This window comes from Rhizobium sp. CFBP 13726, assembly GCF_014841925.1.
Classification (GTDB): domain Bacteria; phylum Pseudomonadota; class Alphaproteobacteria; order Rhizobiales; family Rhizobiaceae; genus Neorhizobium; species Neorhizobium soli.
The window spans coordinates 33,458-54,578 of sequence record NZ_JACYUU010000004.1; the positions used below are offsets into that span (position 1 = coordinate 33,458).

At 59.7% G+C, this 21,121-nt stretch carries 21 protein-coding genes; 14 read left to right on the forward strand and 7 right to left on the reverse strand.

The window, feature by feature from the left end; genetic code table 11:
• Positions 1-472: 472 nt before the first annotated feature.
• Positions 473-2,110 (forward strand): alpha/beta hydrolase, encoded by a 1,638-nt coding sequence (locus IFT66_RS17015; protein WP_174196952.1) that lies wholly within the window; start codon positions 473-475, stop codon positions 2,108-2,110.
• Positions 2,111-2,169: 59 nt separating this feature from the next.
• On the opposite strand, the gene IFT66_RS17020 is transcribed toward IFT66_RS17015, so the two are convergent.
• Positions 2,170-3,684, reverse strand: coding sequence for a metal-dependent hydrolase family protein (locus IFT66_RS17020; RefSeq protein ID WP_249406480.1), 1,515 nt, complete (start codon positions 3,682-3,684; stop codon positions 2,170-2,172).
• Positions 3,685-3,794: 110 nt separating this feature from the next.
• Between IFT66_RS17020 and IFT66_RS17025 the strand changes: the two genes are divergently transcribed.
• The 8 genes from IFT66_RS17025 to IFT66_RS17060 all read left to right on the forward strand — a co-directional run bounded on the left by IFT66_RS17025 (position 3,795) and on the right by IFT66_RS17060 (position 12,673).
• On the forward strand, positions 3,795-4,592 hold the full coding sequence (locus tag IFT66_RS17025) for a hypothetical protein (protein ID WP_192078314.1): 798 nt from the start codon (positions 3,795-3,797) through the stop codon (positions 4,590-4,592).
• 260 nt (positions 4,593-4,852) lie between these two features.
• On the forward strand, positions 4,853-5,980 hold the full coding sequence (locus IFT66_RS17030; RefSeq protein WP_192078315.1) for a transporter substrate-binding protein: 1,128 nt from the start codon (positions 4,853-4,855) through the stop codon (positions 5,978-5,980).
• On the forward strand, positions 5,977-6,558 hold the full coding sequence (locus IFT66_RS17035; protein WP_192078316.1) for an ANTAR domain-containing response regulator: 582 nt from the start codon (positions 5,977-5,979) through the stop codon (positions 6,556-6,558). Before IFT66_RS17030 ends, IFT66_RS17035 begins: the two co-directional genes overlap by 4 nt.
• Positions 6,558-7,406: an ABC transporter permease gene (locus tag IFT66_RS17040; protein ID WP_192078317.1), complete on the forward strand. Its 849-nt coding sequence runs from the start codon at positions 6,558-6,560 to the stop codon at positions 7,404-7,406. The genes IFT66_RS17035 and IFT66_RS17040 overlap by 1 nt, the downstream gene beginning before the upstream one ends.
• Positions 7,406-8,326, forward strand: a complete 921-nt coding sequence (locus IFT66_RS17045) for an ABC transporter permease (protein ID WP_192078318.1) — start codon at positions 7,406-7,408, stop codon at positions 8,324-8,326. The genes IFT66_RS17040 and IFT66_RS17045 overlap by 1 nt, the downstream gene beginning before the upstream one ends.
• Before the next feature lie 22 nt (positions 8,327-8,348).
• Entirely contained in the window at positions 8,349-9,977 is a 1,629-nt protein-coding gene (locus tag IFT66_RS17050; protein WP_192078319.1) for an ABC transporter substrate-binding protein, read from the forward strand.
• A gap of 69 nt (positions 9,978-10,046) precedes the next feature.
• Positions 10,047-10,991, forward strand: a complete 945-nt coding sequence (locus tag IFT66_RS17055) for an acetamidase/formamidase family protein (protein WP_113166302.1) — start codon at positions 10,047-10,049, stop codon at positions 10,989-10,991.
• 23 nt (positions 10,992-11,014) lie between these two features.
• The gene (locus tag IFT66_RS17060) at positions 11,015-12,673 is read left to right on the forward strand and encodes an ABC transporter ATP-binding protein (RefSeq protein ID WP_199864879.1); all 1,659 of its coding nucleotides are present in this window, start codon (positions 11,015-11,017) and stop codon (positions 12,671-12,673) included.
• Positions 12,674-12,807: 134 nt separating this feature from the next.
• Here the strand turns inward: IFT66_RS17060 and IFT66_RS17065 are convergent, their stop codons facing one another.
• Entirely contained in the window at positions 12,808-13,116 is a 309-nt protein-coding gene (locus tag IFT66_RS17065) for a hypothetical protein (RefSeq protein ID WP_192078321.1), read from the reverse strand.
• A gap of 416 nt (positions 13,117-13,532) precedes the next feature.
• Between IFT66_RS17065 and IFT66_RS17070 the strand changes: the two genes are divergently transcribed.
• Complete coding sequence (locus IFT66_RS17070; RefSeq protein ID WP_092662723.1) at positions 13,533-14,039, forward strand: DUF427 domain-containing protein; 507 nt, start codon at positions 13,533-13,535, stop codon at positions 14,037-14,039.
• Positions 14,040-14,135: 96 nt separating this feature from the next.
• Here IFT66_RS17070 and IFT66_RS17075 read toward each other — a convergent pair whose 3' ends face one another.
• Complete coding sequence (locus IFT66_RS17075; RefSeq protein WP_249406481.1) at positions 14,136-14,789, reverse strand: NAD(P)H-dependent oxidoreductase; 654 nt, start codon at positions 14,787-14,789, stop codon at positions 14,136-14,138.
• A 154-nt stretch (positions 14,790-14,943) separates the two neighbouring features.
• On the opposite strand from IFT66_RS17075, the gene IFT66_RS23570 reads away from it, so the two are divergent.
• The gene (locus IFT66_RS23570; RefSeq protein WP_342344782.1) at positions 14,944-15,282 is read left to right on the forward strand and encodes a hypothetical protein; all 339 of its coding nucleotides are present in this window, start codon (positions 14,944-14,946) and stop codon (positions 15,280-15,282) included.
• An 18-nt stretch (positions 15,283-15,300) separates the two neighbouring features.
• Complete coding sequence (locus tag IFT66_RS23575) at positions 15,301-15,618, forward strand: FCD domain-containing protein (RefSeq protein WP_244508836.1); 318 nt, start codon at positions 15,301-15,303, stop codon at positions 15,616-15,618.
• Between the two features lie 309 nt (positions 15,619-15,927).
• Here the strand turns inward: IFT66_RS23575 and IFT66_RS17085 are convergent, their stop codons facing one another.
• Both IFT66_RS17085 and IFT66_RS17090 read right to left on the reverse strand, forming a co-directional pair.
• On the reverse strand, positions 15,928-16,551 hold the full coding sequence (locus tag IFT66_RS17085; protein WP_062577675.1) for an exopolysaccharide biosynthesis protein: 624 nt from the start codon (positions 16,549-16,551) through the stop codon (positions 15,928-15,930).
• Positions 16,548-16,862 (reverse strand): hypothetical protein, encoded by a 315-nt coding sequence (locus IFT66_RS17090; RefSeq protein ID WP_244473955.1) that lies wholly within the window; start codon positions 16,860-16,862, stop codon positions 16,548-16,550. Before IFT66_RS17090 ends, IFT66_RS17085 begins: the two co-directional genes overlap by 4 nt.
• Before the next feature lie 202 nt (positions 16,863-17,064).
• Here IFT66_RS17090 and IFT66_RS17095 point away from each other — a divergent pair, with 202 nt between their 5' ends.
• Positions 17,065-17,451 (forward strand): hypothetical protein, encoded by a 387-nt coding sequence (locus tag IFT66_RS17095; protein WP_062463197.1) that lies wholly within the window; start codon positions 17,065-17,067, stop codon positions 17,449-17,451.
• A 282-nt stretch (positions 17,452-17,733) separates the two neighbouring features.
• Complete coding sequence (locus tag IFT66_RS17100) at positions 17,734-18,156, forward strand: ABC transporter permease (protein ID WP_062463200.1); 423 nt, start codon at positions 17,734-17,736, stop codon at positions 18,154-18,156.
• Here IFT66_RS17100 and IFT66_RS17105 read toward each other — a convergent pair.
• Both IFT66_RS17105 and IFT66_RS23945 read right to left on the reverse strand, forming a co-directional pair.
• On the reverse strand, positions 18,116-19,273 hold the full coding sequence (locus IFT66_RS17105) for a patatin-like phospholipase family protein (protein WP_342344784.1): 1,158 nt from the start codon (positions 19,271-19,273) through the stop codon (positions 18,116-18,118). The two genes, IFT66_RS17100 and IFT66_RS17105, sit on opposite strands and share 41 nt — an antisense overlap.
• A 138-nt stretch (positions 19,274-19,411) precedes the next feature.
• Positions 19,412-19,864 carry a BA14K family protein gene (locus tag IFT66_RS23945; RefSeq protein WP_192078322.1) on the reverse strand — a complete coding sequence of 151 codons (453 nt, stop codon included), beginning with the start codon at positions 19,862-19,864 and terminating at the stop codon, positions 19,412-19,414.
• Positions 19,865-21,121 lie beyond the last annotated feature (1,257 nt).

Here is a 21,121-nt window from a genome sequence, read left to right on the forward strand (position 1 = left end):
GGGCCGCATGCGGGAATAATTTCCGCACCGCGCCCCGCCAATCGGTCATTCGCGACCTTGGACCTAAATCCCGTAACCAGTCGTTCGCTGCGCATTCGATGACAAGCCGCCAATAGCTTTGTGAAACACTTGTCTCAGCTTCTGAAACGGGGAGACTACGCTGTCGGATCCAGTGAAGGGTTCAAATCTTGATCCCTCGAGCTGACTGGATTTGTAATGCTGTTTGATTTGCATTTGATTGCTGCTGACTTTCGATGGGTTGGCTGGCATCCCTATCGCTCATGGGCAGTCCGAACAGGTATCCCTTGATCAGACGCGGCTTGAGGGCAGCAAGAACAGCCATCTCCTATTGGGTGTCGACGCCTTCGAGCACGCACCGCAAAATCAGCTTTGAGCATAGGGCAATGATGCCGGCGACGATTTCCCGCGATGTGATGCTATGGGTAGCGAAACTCCGGTTAGGAGCGGTTTGATGTACCAAATGGTCCGACGTTTTCTTGGTTCTTTGTCCCACACAGGCACGTTCATCGCGCTTGTTTTCTTTGCTGCCTCTCTCACTCCAAGTCTCTTGCCTCGGTCTTACCTGGTGCAAGGAGCGCTTTCGGGCGTCTGCGCCGCCGTGGGCTATATGGCGGGCGTGGCAGTGGCTTGGCTTTGGCGATACCTGGAACTTCCTCGCGCGTCGAGCAGGGAACGACCCCTGAAGGTCGCATTCCTCATCGCTGCCATTGCCATCCTGGGTGTTTTTCTCTGGCACGCGGTCGAATGGCAAAATTCCATTCGCTCACTTTGGGGCATGGATGCGCTCGATAGCGCTGAACCTTTGAAACTGGCGGCCGTTGCCATCCTCGCCTTCGCCGTGCTGCTCTTTACAGGACGTGTCTTTCAGCTTGCGGCTCGCGGTCTTTCGGGGTGGATCAACAGGTACGTTCCTCGACGGGTGGCGAACGCCCTAGGCGTAACACTGGCCGCCCTGTTGTTCTGGACTGCCGGGCAGGGGCTGCTGCTGCGATGGGCGCTGGACGCAACGGATGCCTCGTTCCAGCAAGTTGATGCCCTGATTGACGACGACACTCCTGCACCGACCGACCAGGCGAAAACCGGGAGTGCATCTTCACTGGTTTCGTGGGAGGGCCTTGGACTGCAGGGGCGCCGTTTTGTCAGCTCTGGCCCCACTGCGCCCGACGTCGGCGCGTTCTGGCAGCAGACAGCCGAAAAGCCGATCCGCGCCTATGTCGGGCTCAACAACGGCGAGACGGTGGAAGCAAGAGCCGCGCTCGCCCTGAGAGAGCTTCAGCGACAGGGCGGTTTCGATCGGTCGATCCTCGTCATTATCGTCCCGACAGGAACCGGATGGGTTGATCCAGCCGCCATGGACACGCTCGAGTTTCTTCACCGCGGCGATGTGGCCAGCGTCGCGCTCCAATATTCCTATCTTGCGAGCTGGTTGTCTTTGATGGTGGAGCCGGACAATGGTCAGGCTGCGGCGAGGGCATTGTTCACCGAAGTCTACAGCCACTGGAAAACGCTTCCGCGTGAACGGCGGCCGAAGCTTTATCTGTATGGCTTGAGCCTCGGTGCGCTCAATTCGCAGCTATCGACGGACATCTATGATGTTGTGGCCGATCCGTTCCAGGGAGCACTTTGGACCGGTCCCCCATTCCGCAGTCAAAGATGGCGCACAATCACAGATCAGCGGCAAGACCTTTCGCCTGCGTGGCTTCCCAGGTTTCGCGATGGTTCCTTGGTGCGCTTTGCGAACCAAGCATCCCCTCCTGTCCAGTTTGATGCGTCCTGGGGACCGATACGGTTTGTCTACTTGCAATATGCCAGTGACCCGATCGTCTTTTTTGAAACTGCTTCGTTGTTCAAGGAGCCGGATTGGATGAAGGGGGAAAGAGGCCCGGATGTCTCGCCGCGGCTCAGGTGGTTTCCCGTGGTGACCATGCTGCAACTGACATTTGACATGGCGATCGGCACAACATCGCCAATGGGGTTTGGCCACGTCTATGCACCGGAGGACTACATCGACAGTTGGATCGCATTGACCGATCCGCCCAATATGGATCACTCGGTGGTCGAGCAACTCAAGGCGCGGTTTGCCAAGTGACCGATTTCGGCGTGATCCAATAATCTCCGTGGGAGGGGACGGCCAGAGGACGAACTGATCTACGCAGCAATGTTCTTGTTCAACTGCCCATCCTTCATGATCACAAGGAAGTTTTTCGCCGGGTCCTCGATTAAGGCGATGTCCGCAATCGGGTCGCCGTCGACCAGCAGTAAGTCGGCGAGTGCGCCTTCCTGAACCACGCCCAGCTTCCCTTCGTAAGGGCTCCGAAGGCCGGAGAGCGCGAGTAGCTGGCCATTGTCCCCCGTCGCCATCTTCAGGATTTCGGCAGGCTTGTACCAGCGGGTGAGTTTTGTGAGTTGTGCACCCTGCCGCGCGGCTGCCTTATCATCGAACAGCGTGTCGGTACCCCAGGCCGTCTTGACCTTGTGCTTCTTGGCAAGCGCGTAGGCGGCGTCGGTGCCGGAAAACATCTGCAGTTGCTTGCGTCTGTTTGGCGACCCCTCGGCAAAGGGCGTTGCGTCCTGATCGTCCAGAAAGGGCTGTAGGCACCACCAGATACCTTTTTCCGCGAGCAGGGCCACCGTCTCGTCGTCGAGCAGGTTGCCATGCTCTATGCACCGAACGCCAGCGGCGACCGCCTGGGCGACTGCTTTTGGCGTATAGGCATGAACCGTCGCGTAGGTCCCCCAGTTCTCCGAAGCGCCGACGCCCGCTTCCATTTCCTCAAGCGTGAACTGCGTCACATCGAGCGGGTCGAACGCGGATGACACGCCTCCACCCGCCATGATCTTGATCTGCGACGCGCCGAGTGCCAGTTGTTCGCGGGCGCGCTTTCGGACCGTGCCGGGATCGTCGGCAATGGCCGAGCCGCCCACACGCTCACTGTAGGTGAAATCGTCCGGCCGCGCGGGGAGGTCGATCGGAAGCCTGAAGTCGCCGTGGCCACCCGTTTGCGAAATGAACGCACCCGATGGCCAGATCCTGGGCCCGGGAACGAGCCCGGCATCGATGCCGCGCTTCAACCCGAAGCAGGGGCCGCCCATATCGCGAATTGTGGTGAACCCCCTCATCAAGGTGTCGTTGGCCGCCTTCACTGCCGCGACATTGATGAAGCCGATATCAGACGTCAGGACGGCCAATTGGGGAACCGTCGCAAACATGATGTGGGTATGCGCGTCGATCATGCCCGGCATCAGCGTTCGCCCGCCGCCCGCTATTCGCGTGACGGAAAGGTCGGCTGGAATCTGGATCGGTGACGGTGAAATCGACGTTATCCGGTTTCCGATCACCAGCACATTGGATGGATTGGACAATGTTTCCGACATACCGTCGAATATGCGCACATTTTCGAACAACACGGCTTTTGTCGGCGTTGCTTGAGCCTGCACGGCGCTCGGCAGACCCGCCAGCCCGAACCCCGCCAGCACCGCAGCGGCGCCGACGAAAAATCCGCGGCGCCGGAGATCGGCATTCATTCGGTGCGTGAGCGTCTGCAATACGGGATCGCAACATTTGCACGGCAGGTCGCTGGTGAGATGATCGTACTTCGTGCCAAACCGAAATCTCATGCTTCCCCCCTCCGCGAGCATCACGACACAAGCATACGCCCGCATTCAATTTTCCACGAAAAGTCGAAATAGGTTACGCGTGAATAACCACTGCTTGCAAGCAAAAACTATAGTGATATCGTGGAAGTACGCACAGGTTCCGATGGGAGAAACCTATGTTTTACAACATCATTCTCGCGGCCGGACTTACGCTCGCATTGTCGCTTCCCGCATCCGCCGAAGATCAGGCGACTGATCTACTTGCTGACCGTGAATGGAGCATCATCGTCAGTCCCTATGTCTGGGCTGCGTCCCTGGATGGCGATGCGTCGCTGGCAGGTTTGGACAGCAATGTCGATATTCCGTTTTCGGATATTTTCAAACACCTCGATCTTGCGGCCATGGGCAATGTCGAAGTGACGAACGGACTTTTCGGCTTCTACTTTGATGGACAGTACGTTCAGACGAGCCAGGACGAGGATCTCGCCGACTTCGAGGTCGGCTTGAAGATCAAGACGACTATTCTGGCAGCCGGCGCTTACTACCGCGTCTACGACCTCGCACTTGGGGGCGACACGGTGTTTGGTGAACCGCGGCATTTCACCGTCGAGCCTACGGTCGGCATCCGTTGGACAAAACTCGAAGCGCATGCTGATGCAGGCTTCACCTCGGCAAACAAGTCTGCGGACTGGCTTGACCCGTTCGTGGGCATGCGTCTGAGCACAGACCTTTCCGACCGGTGGAACCTGGCCGGCGAAGCCGACATTGGCGGGTTAGATATTGGTTCGAAGCTCGCAGTAAATGCCCAGGCCTATCTCGGATACCGGACCTACATGTTTAATCATCCAACGATTTTGCGCGTTGGGTATCGTGTGCTTTCGCAAGACTACGAAACGGACGATTTCACCGGAAACAAATTTCGCTGGGACGTTACCCAGCATGGCCCGGTATTGGGCTTTTCCATGCGTTTCTGACGGTGTCTCGATCCCAGTGATCTGCGTCTGAGATCAAGTCAGCGAGGACGTCTGGATGTCCAACAGACAGCTTGCGATCCCGAAGTCGAAGACCCATCGCACTTGACAACGCAGTGCTGCCTGTATTTTACTCAAGCTCGCGGAATAGGCATGCGCCACCGCATCACATGACTTCGATTGTCTCCAGGCAGTTTCGCCTCACATCGCCCCGCACTGTGCGGGATCTGCGTTGTGGGGTTTTTTGGTTTTGGTGCACCCGCATGAACGACCCGATCAAGATTGGCATTCTCTTTTCGACAACCGGCCCCTATGGGTCGATGGGTCGGGACGCGCGCGACGGTGCCGATCTCGCGATTGCCGAATTCGGCGACGCGTCTGATGGCGGCGTCGATGCTGTGTTCTTCGATCCACACGCGGATCTTGCCGCCTATCTGGATGGTGCCCGCAATCTGCTACGACAGGGATGCCGCCACATCGTCGGCACCATCACCTCGGCTGCCCGCAAGGAAGTCCTGCCGCTGATCGAAAAGCATGACGGTCTTCTATGGTACATGTGCCCCTACGAGGGGTTCGAGGCCAATGAGAGCGTCATCTATCTCGGTGGCTGTCCGAACCAGCATCTCCTGCCGCTGTTCGAATATCTCATCCCGCGCTATGGCAATCGGCCCTATCTGGTCGGCGCCAACTATGTCTGGGGCTGGGAAATGAACCGGCTGGCGCGCGAACTGGTGGGCAATGCCGGCGGCGAGGTTCTCGGTGAGCGTTACCTGCCGCTTGATGAAACCGCCGTCGAACGGATTATCGCGGAGATCGAGCAGCGGCGTCCGAGCTTCATTCTGAACAATCTCATCGGGCCGTCCAGCTATGCGTTTCTGGCCGCCATGCGGGCGCTGGCTGACAGGGATCCTGCGTTTCGGCCTGAGGTCTGCCCGGTCGTCAGCTGCGACCTGATGGAATGCGAGCTTGCCGATATCGCGCCGGGTGCTGCCACCGGGCAGCTTTGCGCCGCCTCCTATTTCGATACTCTGGCGACGTCCGAAAACGCGCGCTTCAAGCGGAATGTTCATGCGAGGTTCGGCGAGCGCCGGGTGTCGAGTGTCTTTGCGAGCGCCTACACGGCGGTCAAACTCGCACTTGCGGCGATTTCGGCGGCGAGTACCGACGATCCGCGGGCCGTGCGGCAGCAGCTGAGCCGCCAGCCCTGGCCGAGCCTGTTTGGGCCGCTTGCCATCGATGCGGAAACCAACCATGCGGCGCTGCCCTTCCATCTCGGCCGCATCAACAGCTCCAACAGTTTCGACGTGATCGCTTCGCGGCCGCCGCTTGCGGCAGATCCTTATCTCACCGGCGGCAATCGTCTGCAGCCGAGACTGCGGGTGGTGTCATGAGGCAGACCCCGACTTTCGCCGGCTCAAAGGTCACGATCCTCCACCGCGAAGACGGCAATACCGAAAAGCTCGTGCGCCAGCTTCGGCTGCTCGGTGTCGAGGCAAATGCCCAGTGGGCGCCGCTATCGCCCGGCGATCTGCCCGACATCATCATGGTCGATGCGGACCAGGGCTGGGACGATCTCCTGCCGTTCGACAGGCAGGCACCGCTTCGCCCCGTCGTCGCACTGCTCGGATCGGAAGCGCCCGGTCGCATTGCCTGGGCGCTGTCGCAAGGGGCGGGCGCCATCATCGCCAAGCCCGTCGCCAGTTCCGCCGTCTATCCCGCGCTTGTCATGGCGCTGTCCATCCAGCAGGAGCGAGAGGAGGCACAGGATCGCATCCGGCATCTGGAGGAGCGCTCGCGCCTGAGGCCGCTCGTCTATGCGGCGGTCGAGCGTTTGATGGCCTCGCATGCCATCGGCGAGGATCAGGCCTATCGGACGCTGCGCGAATGCGCCATGCGCCGCCGCTTGCCGATGGAGCAGATCGCCGCCTTTATCGTTGCCGGTGCCGAACCGCTCCCGGAGGCGATCTGATGCGGGTGTTCAAGGAGCTTCTGAGGCAGCCGGTCGCGTTGTTCGGCATTCTCATCGTCCTCACGGTCGCCATTGCAGCGCTCGCCGCGCCGATGATCGCGCCGTTCGATCCTGACAACCAGATGTTCGACGGGCTTTCGCTCGAAGGTGCGCCGTTGCCGCCGGGCGGACCGTTCCTGCTCGGCACCGACACGCTGGGTCGGGACCTGTTTTCGCGTCTTCTCTACGGCGCCCGCACATCGCTGATCATCGGGCTCGTCGCCAATGGCGTGGCGGTCACGATCGGGCTGTTCGTCGGCATCGTCGCCGGCTATGTGCGCGGCTTCTTTGGCACGCTCTTGATGCGCTTTACCGATCTGATGATGGCGTTTCCGGCGCTGCTGCTGGCGATCGTGCTCGCCGCGCTGCTTCGCCCGAGCCTCTGGATCGTCGCGATGGTGATCGCCTTGGTCAACTGGGTGCAGGTCGCCCGCATCGTCTATACCGAGACCCGCGGGCTGGTGGAGCGCGACTTCATCATGGCCGAACGCTCGCTCGGTGCCGGTCACGGCCGGATCCTGTTCCTGCATATCCTGCCGCATCTGATGCCGACGGCGATCGTCTGGGGCACGCTCGGCATCGCGACGACCGTGCTTCTCGAAGCGACGCTGTCCTTCCTCGGGATCGGCGTGCAGCCGCCGCAACCGTCCTGGGGCAATATCATCTTCGAGAGCCAGAGCTATTTCCAGGCGGCACCGTGGCTGGTGTTTTTCCCCGGCGCGATCATCCTTTTGACGGCACTCTCCTTCAACCTCGTCGGTGACGCCCTTCGCGACATTCTCGATCCGACGCAGCGGGGGCGAGGCTGATGGCGATGCTCTTTCTCCGGCGCGTGGTGCAGATGGCGCTGATCCTGCTCGGGGTCGCGGCGATCACCTTTGTGCTGCTCTACGCCCTGCCGGCGGATCCGGCCCGGATGATTGCCGGCCGCAGCGCAACGGCGCAGACGGTCGCCAACATTCGCCGCGAACTCGGCCTCGACCAGTCGTTGCCGGTGCAGTTCTGGTCCTATCTCTCCAACCTGCTGCAGGGCAATCTCGGTCGCTCCTATGCGCAGAAGACGGAAGTCGCGACGCTGATCATGGCGCGCCTGCCGGCCACCCTGACGCTGATGTTTTCCGGCATCGTCGTCGAAGTGGTGCTCGGGCTGACGCTTGGAACGATCGCAGCAGTCCGCCGCGGAGGGTTTGTCGACCGGCTGGTGATGATGGCATCCTTTGTCGGCGTGTCGGCGCCGCAGTTCGTGGTGGCGCTGCTGCTGCTTTATGTGTTTGCCGCAACGCTCGGCTGGTTTCCGATGAGCGGCTACGGCACGTTTTCGCATGTGGTTCTGCCGGCCGCGACGCTCGGCGTGCTTGGCGCCGGCTGGTATGCCCGAATGGTCCGCTCCGCAATGATCGACGTGCTCAACCAGGATTACGTGCGCACGGCCCGCGCCAAAGGGTTGTCGTCGCGCCGCATCACCTTGCGCCATGCGCTGCCCAATGCCGTGCTGCCGGTCATCGCCATGATCGGCATCGACATCGGTCAGTTCATGGGCGGTGTCGTCGTGGTCGAGGCGGTCTACGGTTGGCCGGGCATCGGCCAGCTGGCCTGGCAGGCGATCCAGCAGGTGGATATTCCGATCATCATGGGCGTCACGCTTACCTCGGCGCTCGCCATCATTCTCGGCAACCTCGTTGCAGACCTCATCGCGCCGGTCATCGACCCGCGCATTAGAAACCGCTGACAGCAACAAAAAGGGGAACGACATGTTCAAACGCTGGCTTCGAAACACAACCGTGGCAACCGTGGTGGCAATCGCCCCCATGGGCACCATGTCCGCAATGGCGCAGGGCACACCGCAGCAGGGCGGCGATATCGTCGTCACCTACAAGGACGACATCACCACGCTCGATCCCGCGATCGGTTATGACTGGGTCAACTGGTCGATGATCAAAAGCCTCTACTCGCGGCTGATGGATTATGCGCCGGGCACGCCGAACCCGGTGCCGTCGCTCGCCGAAAGCTTCGAGGTCGCTCCGGACGGGCTGACCTACACGTTCAAGCTCCGCAAGGGCGTAAAATTCTCCAACGGTCGCGAAGTCGTCGCATCCGACGTCAAATACTCGATCGAGCGTGCCGTCGATCCGAAGACGCAAGGCCCCGGTGCCGGCTTCTTCGGCGCCATCAATGGCTTCGAGGACGTGACGGGCGGCAAGTCGACGACATTGTCGGGCATCGAGACGCCGGATGCCGGCACGGTCGTGTTCAAGCTGTCGCGCCCGGATGCGACCTTCCTGCACGTGCTCGCCATCAACTTCGCCTCGGTCGTGCCGAAGGAAGCCGTCGAGGCAGCCGGTGGTGATTTCGGCAAGAGCCCTGTCGGCTCCGGTACGTTCACTCTGAAGGAATGGACGATCGGTCAGCGTCTCGTGTTCGAGAAGAACCCGGCCTATTACGTCAAGGACATGCCGCATATCGACAAGTTCACCGTCGAAGTCGGCCAGGAACCGCTGGTCGCCTTGTTGCGTCTGCAGAAAGGCGAAGTCGATATCGCCGGTGATGGCATTCCGCCGGCAAAGTTCCTGGAGATCAAGAACTCTCCTGACGGCGCCCGGATCATCGTCGACGGCGCGCAGCTGCATACGGGCTACATCACGCTCAACACCAAGATGAAGCCGTTCGACAACGTCAAGGTGCGTCAGGCTCTCAACATGGCGGTCAACAAGGATCGCGTCGCCCGCATCCTCAACGGTCGCGCCACCCCCGCCAACCAGCCGCTGCCGCCGCTGATGCCCGGTTACGACAAGTCGTTTACGGGTTATGCCTACGACGTCGCGAAAGCCAAGGCGTTGCTTGCGGAAGCGGGCTTTGCCGACGGTTTCGAGACGGTGCTCTACTCGACGAACACCGATCCGCAGCCGCGCATTGCGCAGGCTATCCAGCAGGATCTGGCGGCAATCGGCGTCAAGGCCGAAATCCGGGCGCTTGCCCAGGCGAACGTGATTGCTGCCGGCGGTACCGAAGGCGAGGCGCCGATGATCTGGTCGGGCGGCATGGCCTGGATCGCCGACTTCCCGGATGCGTCGAACTTCTACGGCCCGATCCTCGGCTGTGCCGGTGCCGTACAGGGTGGCTGGAACTGGTCCTGGTACTGCAACAAGGATCTCGATGCACGCGCCGTTGCGGCAGATTCGATGTCCGATCCTGCAAAGGCTGCGGAGCGTACCGCTGCCTGGGGCAAGGTCTTCACGGACATCATGGCTGATGCGCCATGGGTTCCTGTGATCAACGAGCGCCGCGTCGTTGCCAAGTCGCTGCGCATGGGCGGTGCCGACAACATCTACATCGATCCGACCCGCGTCATCAATTACGACGCGATCTTCGTGAAGCAGTAAGCCTTCTCGCAGTTACCCTCCCGGCCAGGAAGCCGGGAGGGTTTCGATAAGAATGAAGGGAGAGACCCCATGTGCATAGCCTGTACCCACACCATTCACCGCGCTCAGCATAATTTCGGCTGGAACAAGGATTTCGAACCGGCCGTGGTCGCGAAATCGGGCGAGACGATCCATTTCGAGTGCCTGGACTCCTCCGGCGGCCAGCTCGGTCGCGATGCGACGCTGGAGACCCTGAACAGTCTCGATTTCGGAAAGATCAACCCGGTTTCCGGACCTGTCTATGTGGAAGGCGCCAAGCCCGGCGACGCGCTAAAGGTCACGCTGCGCAAGTTCATTCCGTCAGGCGTCGGCTGGACGGCCAACATTCCGGGCTTCGGTCTTCTGGCAGACCAGTTCAAGGATCCGGCGCTGCATGTCTGGACCTATGATACCGCGACTATGGCGCCGTCGCTGTTCGGCCCCGGCGGAAGGGTGCCGCTGAAGCCGTTTGCCGGGACGATCGGTGTCGCTCCTGCCGAACCGGGCACCCATTCGGTCGTGCCGCCGCGCCGGGTCGGGGGCAATCTCGATATTCGCGACCTGTCGGCCGGCGTCACGCTCTACCTCCCGGTTGAAGTTGAGGGTGCGCTGTTCTCGATCGGCGATACGCATGCCGCCCAGGGCGACGGCGAGGTCTGCGGCACGGCGATAGAAAGCCAGATGAATGTCGAGGCGACGATCGAGCTGGTCAAGGATGCGAAGCTCCAGTCGCCGCGCTTTACGGTTACCGAGCCGGTGACCCGCCATCTCGACGGCGCCGGATACGAAGTCACGACCGGCATCGGGCCGGACCTGATGACCGGTGCGCGAGAAAGCGTCATGCGGATGATCGATCTGTTGACCGTCGAACACGGCTTGAACCCGGTCGATGCCTATATGCTCTGCTCCGTCTGCGGCGATCTCAGGATCAGCGAGATCGTCGATGCGCCGAACTGGGTGGTGTCGTTCTACTTCCCGCGGATCGTCTTCGCGTGAACGAGCATTCCGCCACAGCTGCAATGCCGATCCTCAGCGTCCGCGATCTCGATGTCGATGCGCGAACGCCCGAGGGGCGTAAGCCGGTTCTGCGAAACGTAAGTTTCGATCTGGCAGCGGGCGAAACGCTCTGCATCGCCGGCGAATCCGGGTCGGGCAAATCCGTCACCTCGCTGTCGATCATGGGACTGTTGCCGAAGGCCTCGCTGACGGTGACCGCGGGCAAGATCCTGCTCGGCGATCGCGACCTGACATCGCTTTCCGACCGGGCGATGCGCGCTGTGCGGGGAGGCGATATCGCCATGATTTTCCAGGAGCCGATGACCTCGCTCAATCCCGTGATCTCGATCGGCACGCAGCTGACCGAAGCGATCCGCGAGCATCAGGGTCGCGACAATGCGGAGGCCGTGGCGCTTCAGATGCTCGACGCGGTGCATATGACCGAACCTGCGCGCCGGATGAAGCAGTTTCCGCACGAGCTTTCCGGCGGCATGCGGCAGCGGGTGATGATCGCCATGGCGCTGTCCTGCCGGCCGAAAGTGCTGATCGCCGACGAGCCGACAACCGCGCTCGACGTAACGGTACAGGCGCAGATCCTGACGCTGATGCGCGAATTGAAGCGCGAGTTCGACACCTCGATCATTATGATCACCCACGACATGGGTGTTGTGGCGGAAATGGCCGACCGCGTCGTCATCCTGCAGAACGGCAGCATCGTCGAGCGAGGCGGCGTCATCGATATCTTCCACCGGCCGCAGGCTACCTATACGCAGCAATTGCTGGCCGCCGTGCCGATCCTTGGTGCGCATGCGGGAACCGACGGTCCGCCGCGGGTCTCGGCCGAGCCGAAACAGCCGCTTCCCGCGCCGGATCGGTCGCCTGTCCTCAATGTCCGCGATCTCGGCGTCAGCTATGGCAGCGTCGCCGGCCGGATTTTCAAGGGCAAGCCGCCGGTGAATGCGGTCAGCGACGTCGCCTTCGATATCCTGCCCGGCGAGACGCTGGGTCTGGTCGGCGAAAGCGGATCGGACAAATCGACCACCGGAAAGGCCGTCCTCGGGCTCATTCCCTTCACCGGCCAGGTGATGATCGACGGCCGCGAGATCGGCATGCTTAGCCAACGCGATATGCAGGCGGTGCGCCGGTCGGCGCAGATGATCTTCCAGGATCCCTATGCCTCGCTCGATCCGCGCATGGCGGTCGGGCGGGCGATCGCCGAACCACTGGTCATCCACGGTATCGGTAACAGAACCGAACGACAGGACCGGGTCGCAGACCTGCTTCGCCGCGTCGGGCTGCCGCCGGAGGCTGCCAGCCGGTATCCGCACGAGTTTTCAGGCGGCCAGCGCCAGCGCATCTGCATCGCCCGGGCGCTGGCTCTCGAACCCAAGCTCATCGTCGCCGACGAAAGCGTTGCGGCGCTCGACGTCTCCGTGCGGGCGCGCGTGCTGGACCTGATGCTGGAATTGCAGGAGACGATGGGGATCGCCTATCTGTTCATCAGCCACGACATGGCGGTGATCGAGCGCATGTCTCACAATGTGGCCGTGATGCGCGGTGGGTCGATCGTCGAGATGGGCCGCCGCCGCGACGTCTTCGAACAGCCGAAGAACGACTATACGCGGGCGTTGATGGCTGCCGTCCCGATCCCCGATCCCGCTGCGCGTCGCCATCACAGTTAAGGCGACGCGTATTCGTGGATTGCCTGACCTCGATGCGGGTCCGTTGCCAACCCTTGACGGAGCAACCAGGCAATCGCCTCATCTAACCTCGACTTTCGCATATTTGCTGATCCGCGCACCAACGCCCTACGGTCTCAGAAGTCGCTTTGAACCGCTCGGCGCTTCTCCCGCTCCATTCTCTCCTGTTCCGACATGGGGCGGTTCGCGGAGGCCTCTTCTTCGAGACGACTGCGTTCGCGGGCCTTGTCGCGGAAGATCGCGACGGTTGAGGCCATCGCGCCGATTTCGTCTGATCTGCCTTCGCTATATATCAAGAAATCGACGTTGCGGTGCGCAAGCGAGCCTATTGCCTTTGCAATCGCGTTGAGGGGGACGGTGACGCTGGCGATGACGGCCCAGATTGAGAGGGCGGCGAGAACCAGTGCAGATCCAAGTCCGATCATCTGCAGGTAGGGAAAGCTGCCGGCAGCCTCCGAGACATCAGCACCGATCGTCTTGTTCTCTGTCTCCTGTTAGTCGATGAAGCGGTTGATTGCGGCCAGCCATTCCACGAAGTATGGGCGGGCCTTTTGCATCAGCAGGACTTAAGCGTCTGCACTGTTCCCGTTGCGGACAATAGAGATTATCTGAGCGACGACCGGGTTTGTTTTAGCCTGTATGTGAGCAATGTCGTTGATAATAACCTTCTCATCAGCTGATGTGTCGGCGCGCTCGCCCAGCATCTTGTTGAAATGCGCCGGCGGCTGCGGCGCACGTTGAATGTTTGTTGAGACGGCCGATTGCGAGGACCAGCCATGTCGCCCTTCCGCCCTTGTAAATTACCGTCGCTGATGCATCCTGGCACGGACTGGAGGACATCATGGCTACACTTACTTATCCCGTTCCAGACCCATGCCTGCCCGGGCAGGAGAGTGTCTGGTCTTTCCCGAGGCCGAGCATCGCCCAGCCTGTGCGCAATCATTTGAAAATCATCTACAACGGCCGCGTTCTCGCGGAGACGACGGCCGCAGTGCGCACGATCGAAACAAGCCATCCGCCGACCTATTATTTTCCGCCCGCCGACGTAGATCTCTCTATGCTGCTTGAGAGCAGCAGCAGGTCGATCTGCGAGTGGAAAGGACAGGCGCGCTATTTCGATATTCAATCGGGCGACAAAACGAGCAGGAACGCAGCCTGGGCCTATGCGCATCCCACGACATCCTTTGCCCTGATTAAGAGTTTCATAGCCTTCTACCCAAAGGCCATGGACTTGTGCCTCGTAGACGACGAGGCCGTTGTGCCCCAAGCCGGGACGTTCTACGGCGGCTGGATCACCTCAGCCGTTGCTGGCCCGTTCAAAGGTCCGCCTGGGACAGAGCGTTGGTGAATGGGGCCAGATAACGTTCAATGGGCTTGCGATGTACCAGCGACGCTGCAGACCGATAGACGGCGGAGTTAGCTTAGAAGACCTTGGGCCTTCCGTTCAACGTCCCCGGAATTCCTCGTAGAAGTCGATGTGACGGCGGGCACGGTGGTCTGACCGGCTGCGTTCCTCTCGGAAGTTTTCTATCGCGCAGCGGACCCTGGCCATGAAGGCGGAGCGGGTTTGTTCAGTGCAGTTGTTCATGTCGTAATCGGCGAGATACTTCACTGGGGCTCCGATCTTGATCTGGCCGCGGATCACGCGCTTGACGATCTTTTTCGGCGGATTGCCGGCGAGGAAGGCGCGCATCGGGGTGGCGCCGTAGGTCATGACGGCTGCGAGCTTCCTGATGTGGCGCAGCGTCGGAGTCAGTTTGCCATCCACGAGGTCAAAGGAGACGCCCGGTAGCCAGACGCGGTCGAAATAGCCCTTCAGCATGGCGGGAAAACCGAAATTCCAGACGGGGGAGACGATGACAAGTGCTCCCGTCTTCCTCAGGCGCTCGACATAGGGCTGAACGAGGGAGAGATTGTCGGGAATGTCGTGATAGACGCGGCGGTCATGGGCGGAGAGGACAGGATCGAAACCCTCCTTGTAGAGATTGCAGCCGTCCACCTCGTGGCCGGCATTTTCCAAGCTCTCGCAGGTGAGCTTGCAGAGCGCCCGGCCGAAGCTTTCTTCGAGGGGATGGGAGTGGAGGACGAGTACGCGCATGTCAAAGCTCCAAGTCGTTGCCCGCCGCATCAGCGGTCGGGGTTCCAGTTCGAAAACTTCCGCGCCGTTTGTCCCCGCATCCTGATCCCTTGGCTCCTAATTTATGATCCGATCTTAGCCAAAGCGGCTTGGTTGGTCGAAAGGGAATGAAGAAATGCTGGTAACAGAACCAGGATATGCCGAGCCGGAGCTGACACTTGCCGATCGAACCTATGTTCGGCTGCGCGAAGAGATCATCACCACGCAACTGCCTCCCGGCACGTTGCTGCGTGAGGCCGAGCTGATGGAGAGTCTTGAAAGCGGCAGGACCCTGTCCGGGAGGCCCTGCAACGATTACAGCACGACGGGTTCGTGGTCGTCGGCGCTCGCCGGGGCACGTTTGTCAGCAAGGTCGATATTACCGATCTCACCGCAGTCTATGAGGCACGGGCACGCATTGAATCCTACGCCACCCGGCTGGCAGCAGAACGTCTGCGCGAATATGAGCGCGTAGAGGCCCTAGCGCTGGTCGATGAGTTGCAGCGCACGGAAGGTCCGATGGGAGCTGAGCGACATCCTCGCTCTTGACCGCCGGGTGCACCGTTTCATCTATCGGGCGGCGAAAAATCCATATCTTCTCACGACACTCGAGCACTATCACAACCTGTCCCTGCGAATACTCTACGTCGCAATGAAACGCTTCCCCGTTCTCGTGCCACGCCTGGAGGACGTTCTGCGCGAGCAGATCGCAATGCTCCAAGCCGTCTGCGCCGGCCATGGCGAGGATGCCGAAAAGCCGTCGATGAACCACGTCCTGAGTTTCGAGGTCGAAGTGCGCAAGATCATATGATGGGAAGGGAGAGAGGAATCACCATGTGAATTCATCCACAGCAAAAGATTCCGGTTGAACGGCGTATCAACGATTTGCGCCGGTTTCACATGGTGTTTTGGGTTCAGATCCGTTCAGGCAATACATCAGCTTGTCGAGTGTCTGCGATCCTTGTCTCACCGGACAGTCGAGTTTGAACGGCTTTGCATCCTGGACGCCTTCGAAGTTGCAGTCACGGATATCTGGGTGGACTGCGAGAAATGTGGCTGACGTCTGCTCCATTCTTTCAGCCCCCATGACGTTCGCACTTCATGTCCGGGAGGGCGAACGTCAAAGCCACGGGATGGCGCCAGCCGCCATGTAAAGGAGCGCTCCCGTGATGCCGAGCGCGATGGCCGTCATACTAAGCCCGACAAGAACCACGAGCCCGTCGCGCTCGATCAGACCGATGGCGATCGCACAGAGTGCCGCAACGGGGGCAAGGTTTCCAAACGGGATTGGCAGAGCGACGGCGACTGCAAGGCAGAAGACCGGAAGCGCAAGCAGGTAGGGCATGCGTGGTCCGGCAAATGCCTTCATCCGACCCGGCCGGACAAATTGTTCGATCCGTCGGACCAACGGCGATGCATACCGCTCCAACGCTTCGAATGCCTTTGCCGATATGCGTCGATTGGCTAGCAGCGACGGAAGCCATAGGGATTCCAGTCCGATCGCGAATTGAAGCGAAACAATTGCGAGCGCGGAGCCGAATATCATCCCGAAAGGACCGGGGATCGGGATCAGCGCCGGCAGTGCCAGAAGAAGCATCACGAAACCGAAGCCGGACCTCCCTATGAGCTCGAGAGCGTCGGCAATCGTCAGGCCGTCCCGGGTGCGTGCGTTTGCTACAAGATGTGACAAGGTCTTGGACGCTGTGCCGGTATCGTGCTCGCCGTCGGGCCCTGCCAGGGTCAACCTTCCGCCTCGCGCGTATTTTTAGTGCTGATAAGTGCGCGCAACGCGCCGCAGCTCGGATCGGCACCATCAAACACCCGTTCAGGTGACATCCACCCAATCGAGATGCCGATCGCTGTAGCCGTCGCCCAGCCCGGCTCATTGCCGGCCTTGTCGATGAGGCGTGGAACCTCAATAGCGAGGCATTGGCGCGACTGCTGCACAAGCTCTACCGGCGCGTTAGCGTTATCGAGATGTTGCCGCATCTCGGCATGCAGCGGATCGATAACGAATAGCGTAAAAATCCATGCGGCAATGTCTGCGATCATCATCCTGGTCCCGTGTCTTACGGCATCTGTCGGTATGGGGTCCGACATCGTGAAAGCGCCGAAGACTTTCACCAGAGGGGCCCGGACCAGCGGGTCGAACATGATTTGGGAAGAGGAGTGGGAGTGTTCAAGGCTGTGGGGCCTTGACGGCGCAAGTCGGCCTGGTCGATCACACTGCAATCGCGTGAACAGAAAGCAATGCTGCATGCCATATTACCTCGTCACCCAGACGTCGCTCGTGGAGGGTGCGGATGAAGTTGAAGCCGCTCGGAAAGTCCTCACGAAGTTGAAGTCGGATTCCGCCGTGAGATTCACCGTCAAACACGATGAAGAGACGATCCGGCAGGTGACGGTTGCCAACGTCCCTGCATGGGGAGCCGCGCAACCGACTGCGCAAGATCCTCGATCATCCCCGAAACGGATCCAGCAAGACATCGTGCTTGAGGCCTCAGGCGTCAATCAAGCCGATGCAAATGTCTCCAAGCGGCCTGTCCTGTCAGCCAGGAGTGTTATTCTAGGATTGAGCCTGTTTGCAGCCGGCGTAACAGCGGGGCTGGTCATCATGGCTTTATTTGATCGCACTCATGGATGAGCCAAGGGAAACTTCCGGAAGACAGTTGAGAAGAGCTGCTACTGTTCCTTGAGGGGATCGTTCGGACTGGAAGCGTCACCGCCGCAACCGTTGAATTAGCCATGCGCCACAGCGCTTTCAGCAAGCAGCTTTTTTTTGCTGCAAGCATGGTTAGGCATCCTGCCCTTCGAAGAAAATCGCAGAGGGATGATTTCGAAAGCCGATGTCGGTCGCCTTGCGGAAGTGCTCGGTGGTGCTTTGACGGGATTCACGATGCGTTGGAAGTGACTGTCGCTGTTCCTCGTGTCGCTGGCGGTCTTCTTCATCACGGAGTTGTTGCCCGGCGATACCTCACAAGAACTGCTTGGCCAAGCCGTGACGACGGAAGCCGCATCCCAGCTTCGCGAAACGCTCGGTCTCGATCGTCCGGCAATCCTGCGTTATTTCGAGTGGATTTTTGGGCTGCTGACCGGCGACCTCGGTTACTCGCATGTCTCTGACCGGCCGGTTGCCAACCTCGTCGCCGAACGCCTGCCGAACTCGCTCACACTCGCTGCCATCACCATGGCGATCACCATTCCGCTGGCGCTCGGTCTCGGTATCGTCGCCGCCATCTGGAGAGGTTCAATTTTCGACCGGGCGATCTCGTCAGCTGCGATCATGCTCGTGTCGCCAAACGAGACAGCTATCTTGCACCGGAAAGGGCTTGGGGTACGCCGGGAGTGAAAATAGGCTTTTGTCGCCAGATCCGGCCCTGTTCCATGCGATCGTAACCGATCTTGAACACTGCCCTCATGTACACATTGCCGAAGGGTTGACTGAAATTGTAGGGGACAGGGGCGTCAATGACTGCCATGTGGAAGTTTACTCCGGTACGCCTGCAATACTCGTAGGCCGCGTAGAGAGACTGCCGTGTCTGAGATTTAACCAAGCTTGCGTAAGCCCGCGTCACTACGGGTACGGTCGAATTGGACGTGACAGAAAACTCAGGCATCAGTGTATTGTTGATTAAGAAATACATGTCCGCCCCGCGAATGACTGCGGGCAACGAGACATTCGTATCCGACAACATCGCTTCGGGAACAGTCACGATCTGGGAAGACGGGGCTCCATCTGAATGAAGCTCGGAAATCGTTCGACCATTGATCGTAGCAATGATCTTTACCGCTGGAAAAGCGCCGGGAATACTGGCAGATGCCACCAATACATTGCGGAACAGATTAAGCGCATCCGGGCGCGAGCTGGCGGCAATCGCGCCCATGTCCCAGAGCATGCCGCGCTGAGTATCGAGATTGGTTGTCAGGACAAAAAGATCTCTGCCTTTTCGGTATTCCACCGCAATTCGGTCGAGTACTTCTTGCGTTACGTGTTGCTCGACCATGTTCATTAAAGGCTTCTGGTAGTATAGGCTCTCGCCGAGAAGCCCAGAAATAATTGGTCTGCGTTGGAGCAGATCTTCAGCGACTCCACTCGTGTATAGATGCTCCAGCGTATCGTCGTAGTCAGGGCCGAGAAACGCAAACGGGGCGATGAGTGCTCCCGTGCTGACGCCACTGACAACGTCGAATGTTGGACGGTCGCCGCGTTGCGACCACGCTTTGAGAGCGCCCACAGAGAACGCACCGCCAGCGCCGCCGCCAGAAATTGCCAGATATTTATGCCGCAATGGAGATGGTGTCCGCGGTACTCTTTTCTTGGCAAATAGTCCGACTTCGCCGTCCAAAGGCTTGCGCACATTCGCAAATCCGGGGATCTCGGCGCCACGCGCATCGTCTCGAGAGTAAGGCTCTCTTGCCGATGTACAGCCGAACAAACCCAGAGCGATGATGAGGCTGCTAAGCACGCCTCTTAAGCAGAACGTTGGCAGCGGTATCAAAGCCGCACGGAAGGGTGACGCCAATTTTGCAGGCCTTGGTTAGCGCTTCAACGTTATCCTGATCGCGAAAGCTCTTCGCGATCAGGACGGCTCTCACACTACGCGTTAGCTGTAGGGTGACATGCAATGCGCGCGTATTCCTGCTCGCGGAACATAGCTGTTGTCAGATGCGACATAGGATCGGTAACGCTTCGCGCACCAAGCGAAATGTTCCGGTGGCAAATCCTGACGCATGCGGTGGCCAGGTGGTCTGTATCCTGGTGGTGGCGGCTCGTAACCCGGAGGTGGAGGTGGCGGACTATCATCCTGCGCGGCGATCGCTCCGCCAACTATCGAGCCGGCCGCAAACGCCGACAGTGGGTACCACCATCCATCGGGGCCACGACGTAAACCGCCTCTCGGCTCAGGTTCGCCGCGATAGCCGTTCAAAAAACCGGGCCCATTCTGCGCGACAATGATGGATTTGGGGGCCTCATTAACAGGCGGGAAGAATTGTGCCCAGGCCGGCGAGGCGATGACGACGGACACTGCCAGAAGTGCAATCGATAATTTATTCATTGTTGTTCTCTCGTTAACGCGAGAACCAAAGTCGGCACACTATGGCAAAAATCGAGCGATTACTGTGTGATAGCGTCTTATTTACTCTGCTTTACTGAAGTCGTAATTATCTTAACAACAGATTAGACAACTCGGGGAATAAGCGCTCTGGTGCAGGTCTTGACCGGCTAGGACGAGTTCGGCGCCGCGGTGCAACTCGCCTATCTTACCCGCGGACAGTTGCCGCGACGTGTCCGCGTTCTGATGGATTTTGTCGTCGAGGCTTTTTTGAATGAAAACGCTTTGGGCCAAAACAGGGCCTTGCTCAAAAGCCGTGTTCCCTTGGGACCATAGCGCCATGATCTATCAAACACGGCCTAAGCCGTGCATGTCTACATCGGAAATGGGCTTGAGCTAGCGGCGAAGATTTGTTCAGCCCCGCGTCTGGCACTGCTGGCTCATTGAGCAGATATGTCCGCTTCCGTGGTACCGTCGCTAGGAGCGGACTGCCCCCGCACGGCCCTATATCGGTCGTTCTCCATACGACAAACCGACGTTCTCTGTTGAGCAGTTTCATCGCGTTAGTTCTAGTATAACAGAGTCGGAGGTTAGAACCGTTCAAGGTAGCCGATTTTACAGGTCGCGGCGCAATTACGCCCTGAAACCAATAAAACTTGTAAATCCTCCCACTCGGGAAACTCTACTAAAAGCTCCTCGGCATGATCGCTGAGGAGCTTTCGCGTTCTGGGCTGATTGCCAAGGTTACCCGAAAGTTGGCGCGCCAGGACATACTGGCCCAGCATTATAGTCCGTCCCGCTGATCGCCTTGTGTGAGTAGGTTCGAGCAGACGACAGCCGCGGGTCTTGCTAAAGTCCTGACAAAGTTCGATCTGCTGCTCGATCCGCACATCTGTATGGTCCGAGGGATTGCGCGCATAGATAGGAGTATTTTTGGCCTCTTATGGGATCATGACGTCCGTTTCGCCGAGCACGAGGAGGTGAATGGTCACTACCTCAATGAGGGGACAGCTTCGACGCGGCTGGCGTTAACGTCGTTGTACGACGGGATGGCCTGTTTTCCTGCCCCCTCCCGGTACAGCTACTTCGCTTAGCGTGTTCCGGTTCTTCACCGCCTTCATTACGTACCTGCGGAAGGTCCGCCGCTTTGGCGACGCACGTATATCTGGTCTCGAGTGGCCTCTTTTCACTGAAAGTCCCAACCGGCTCGGCGTGTTGCGACAAACCTCATCGCTTCTCTGGCGCGGTCGCCGGTAGCCC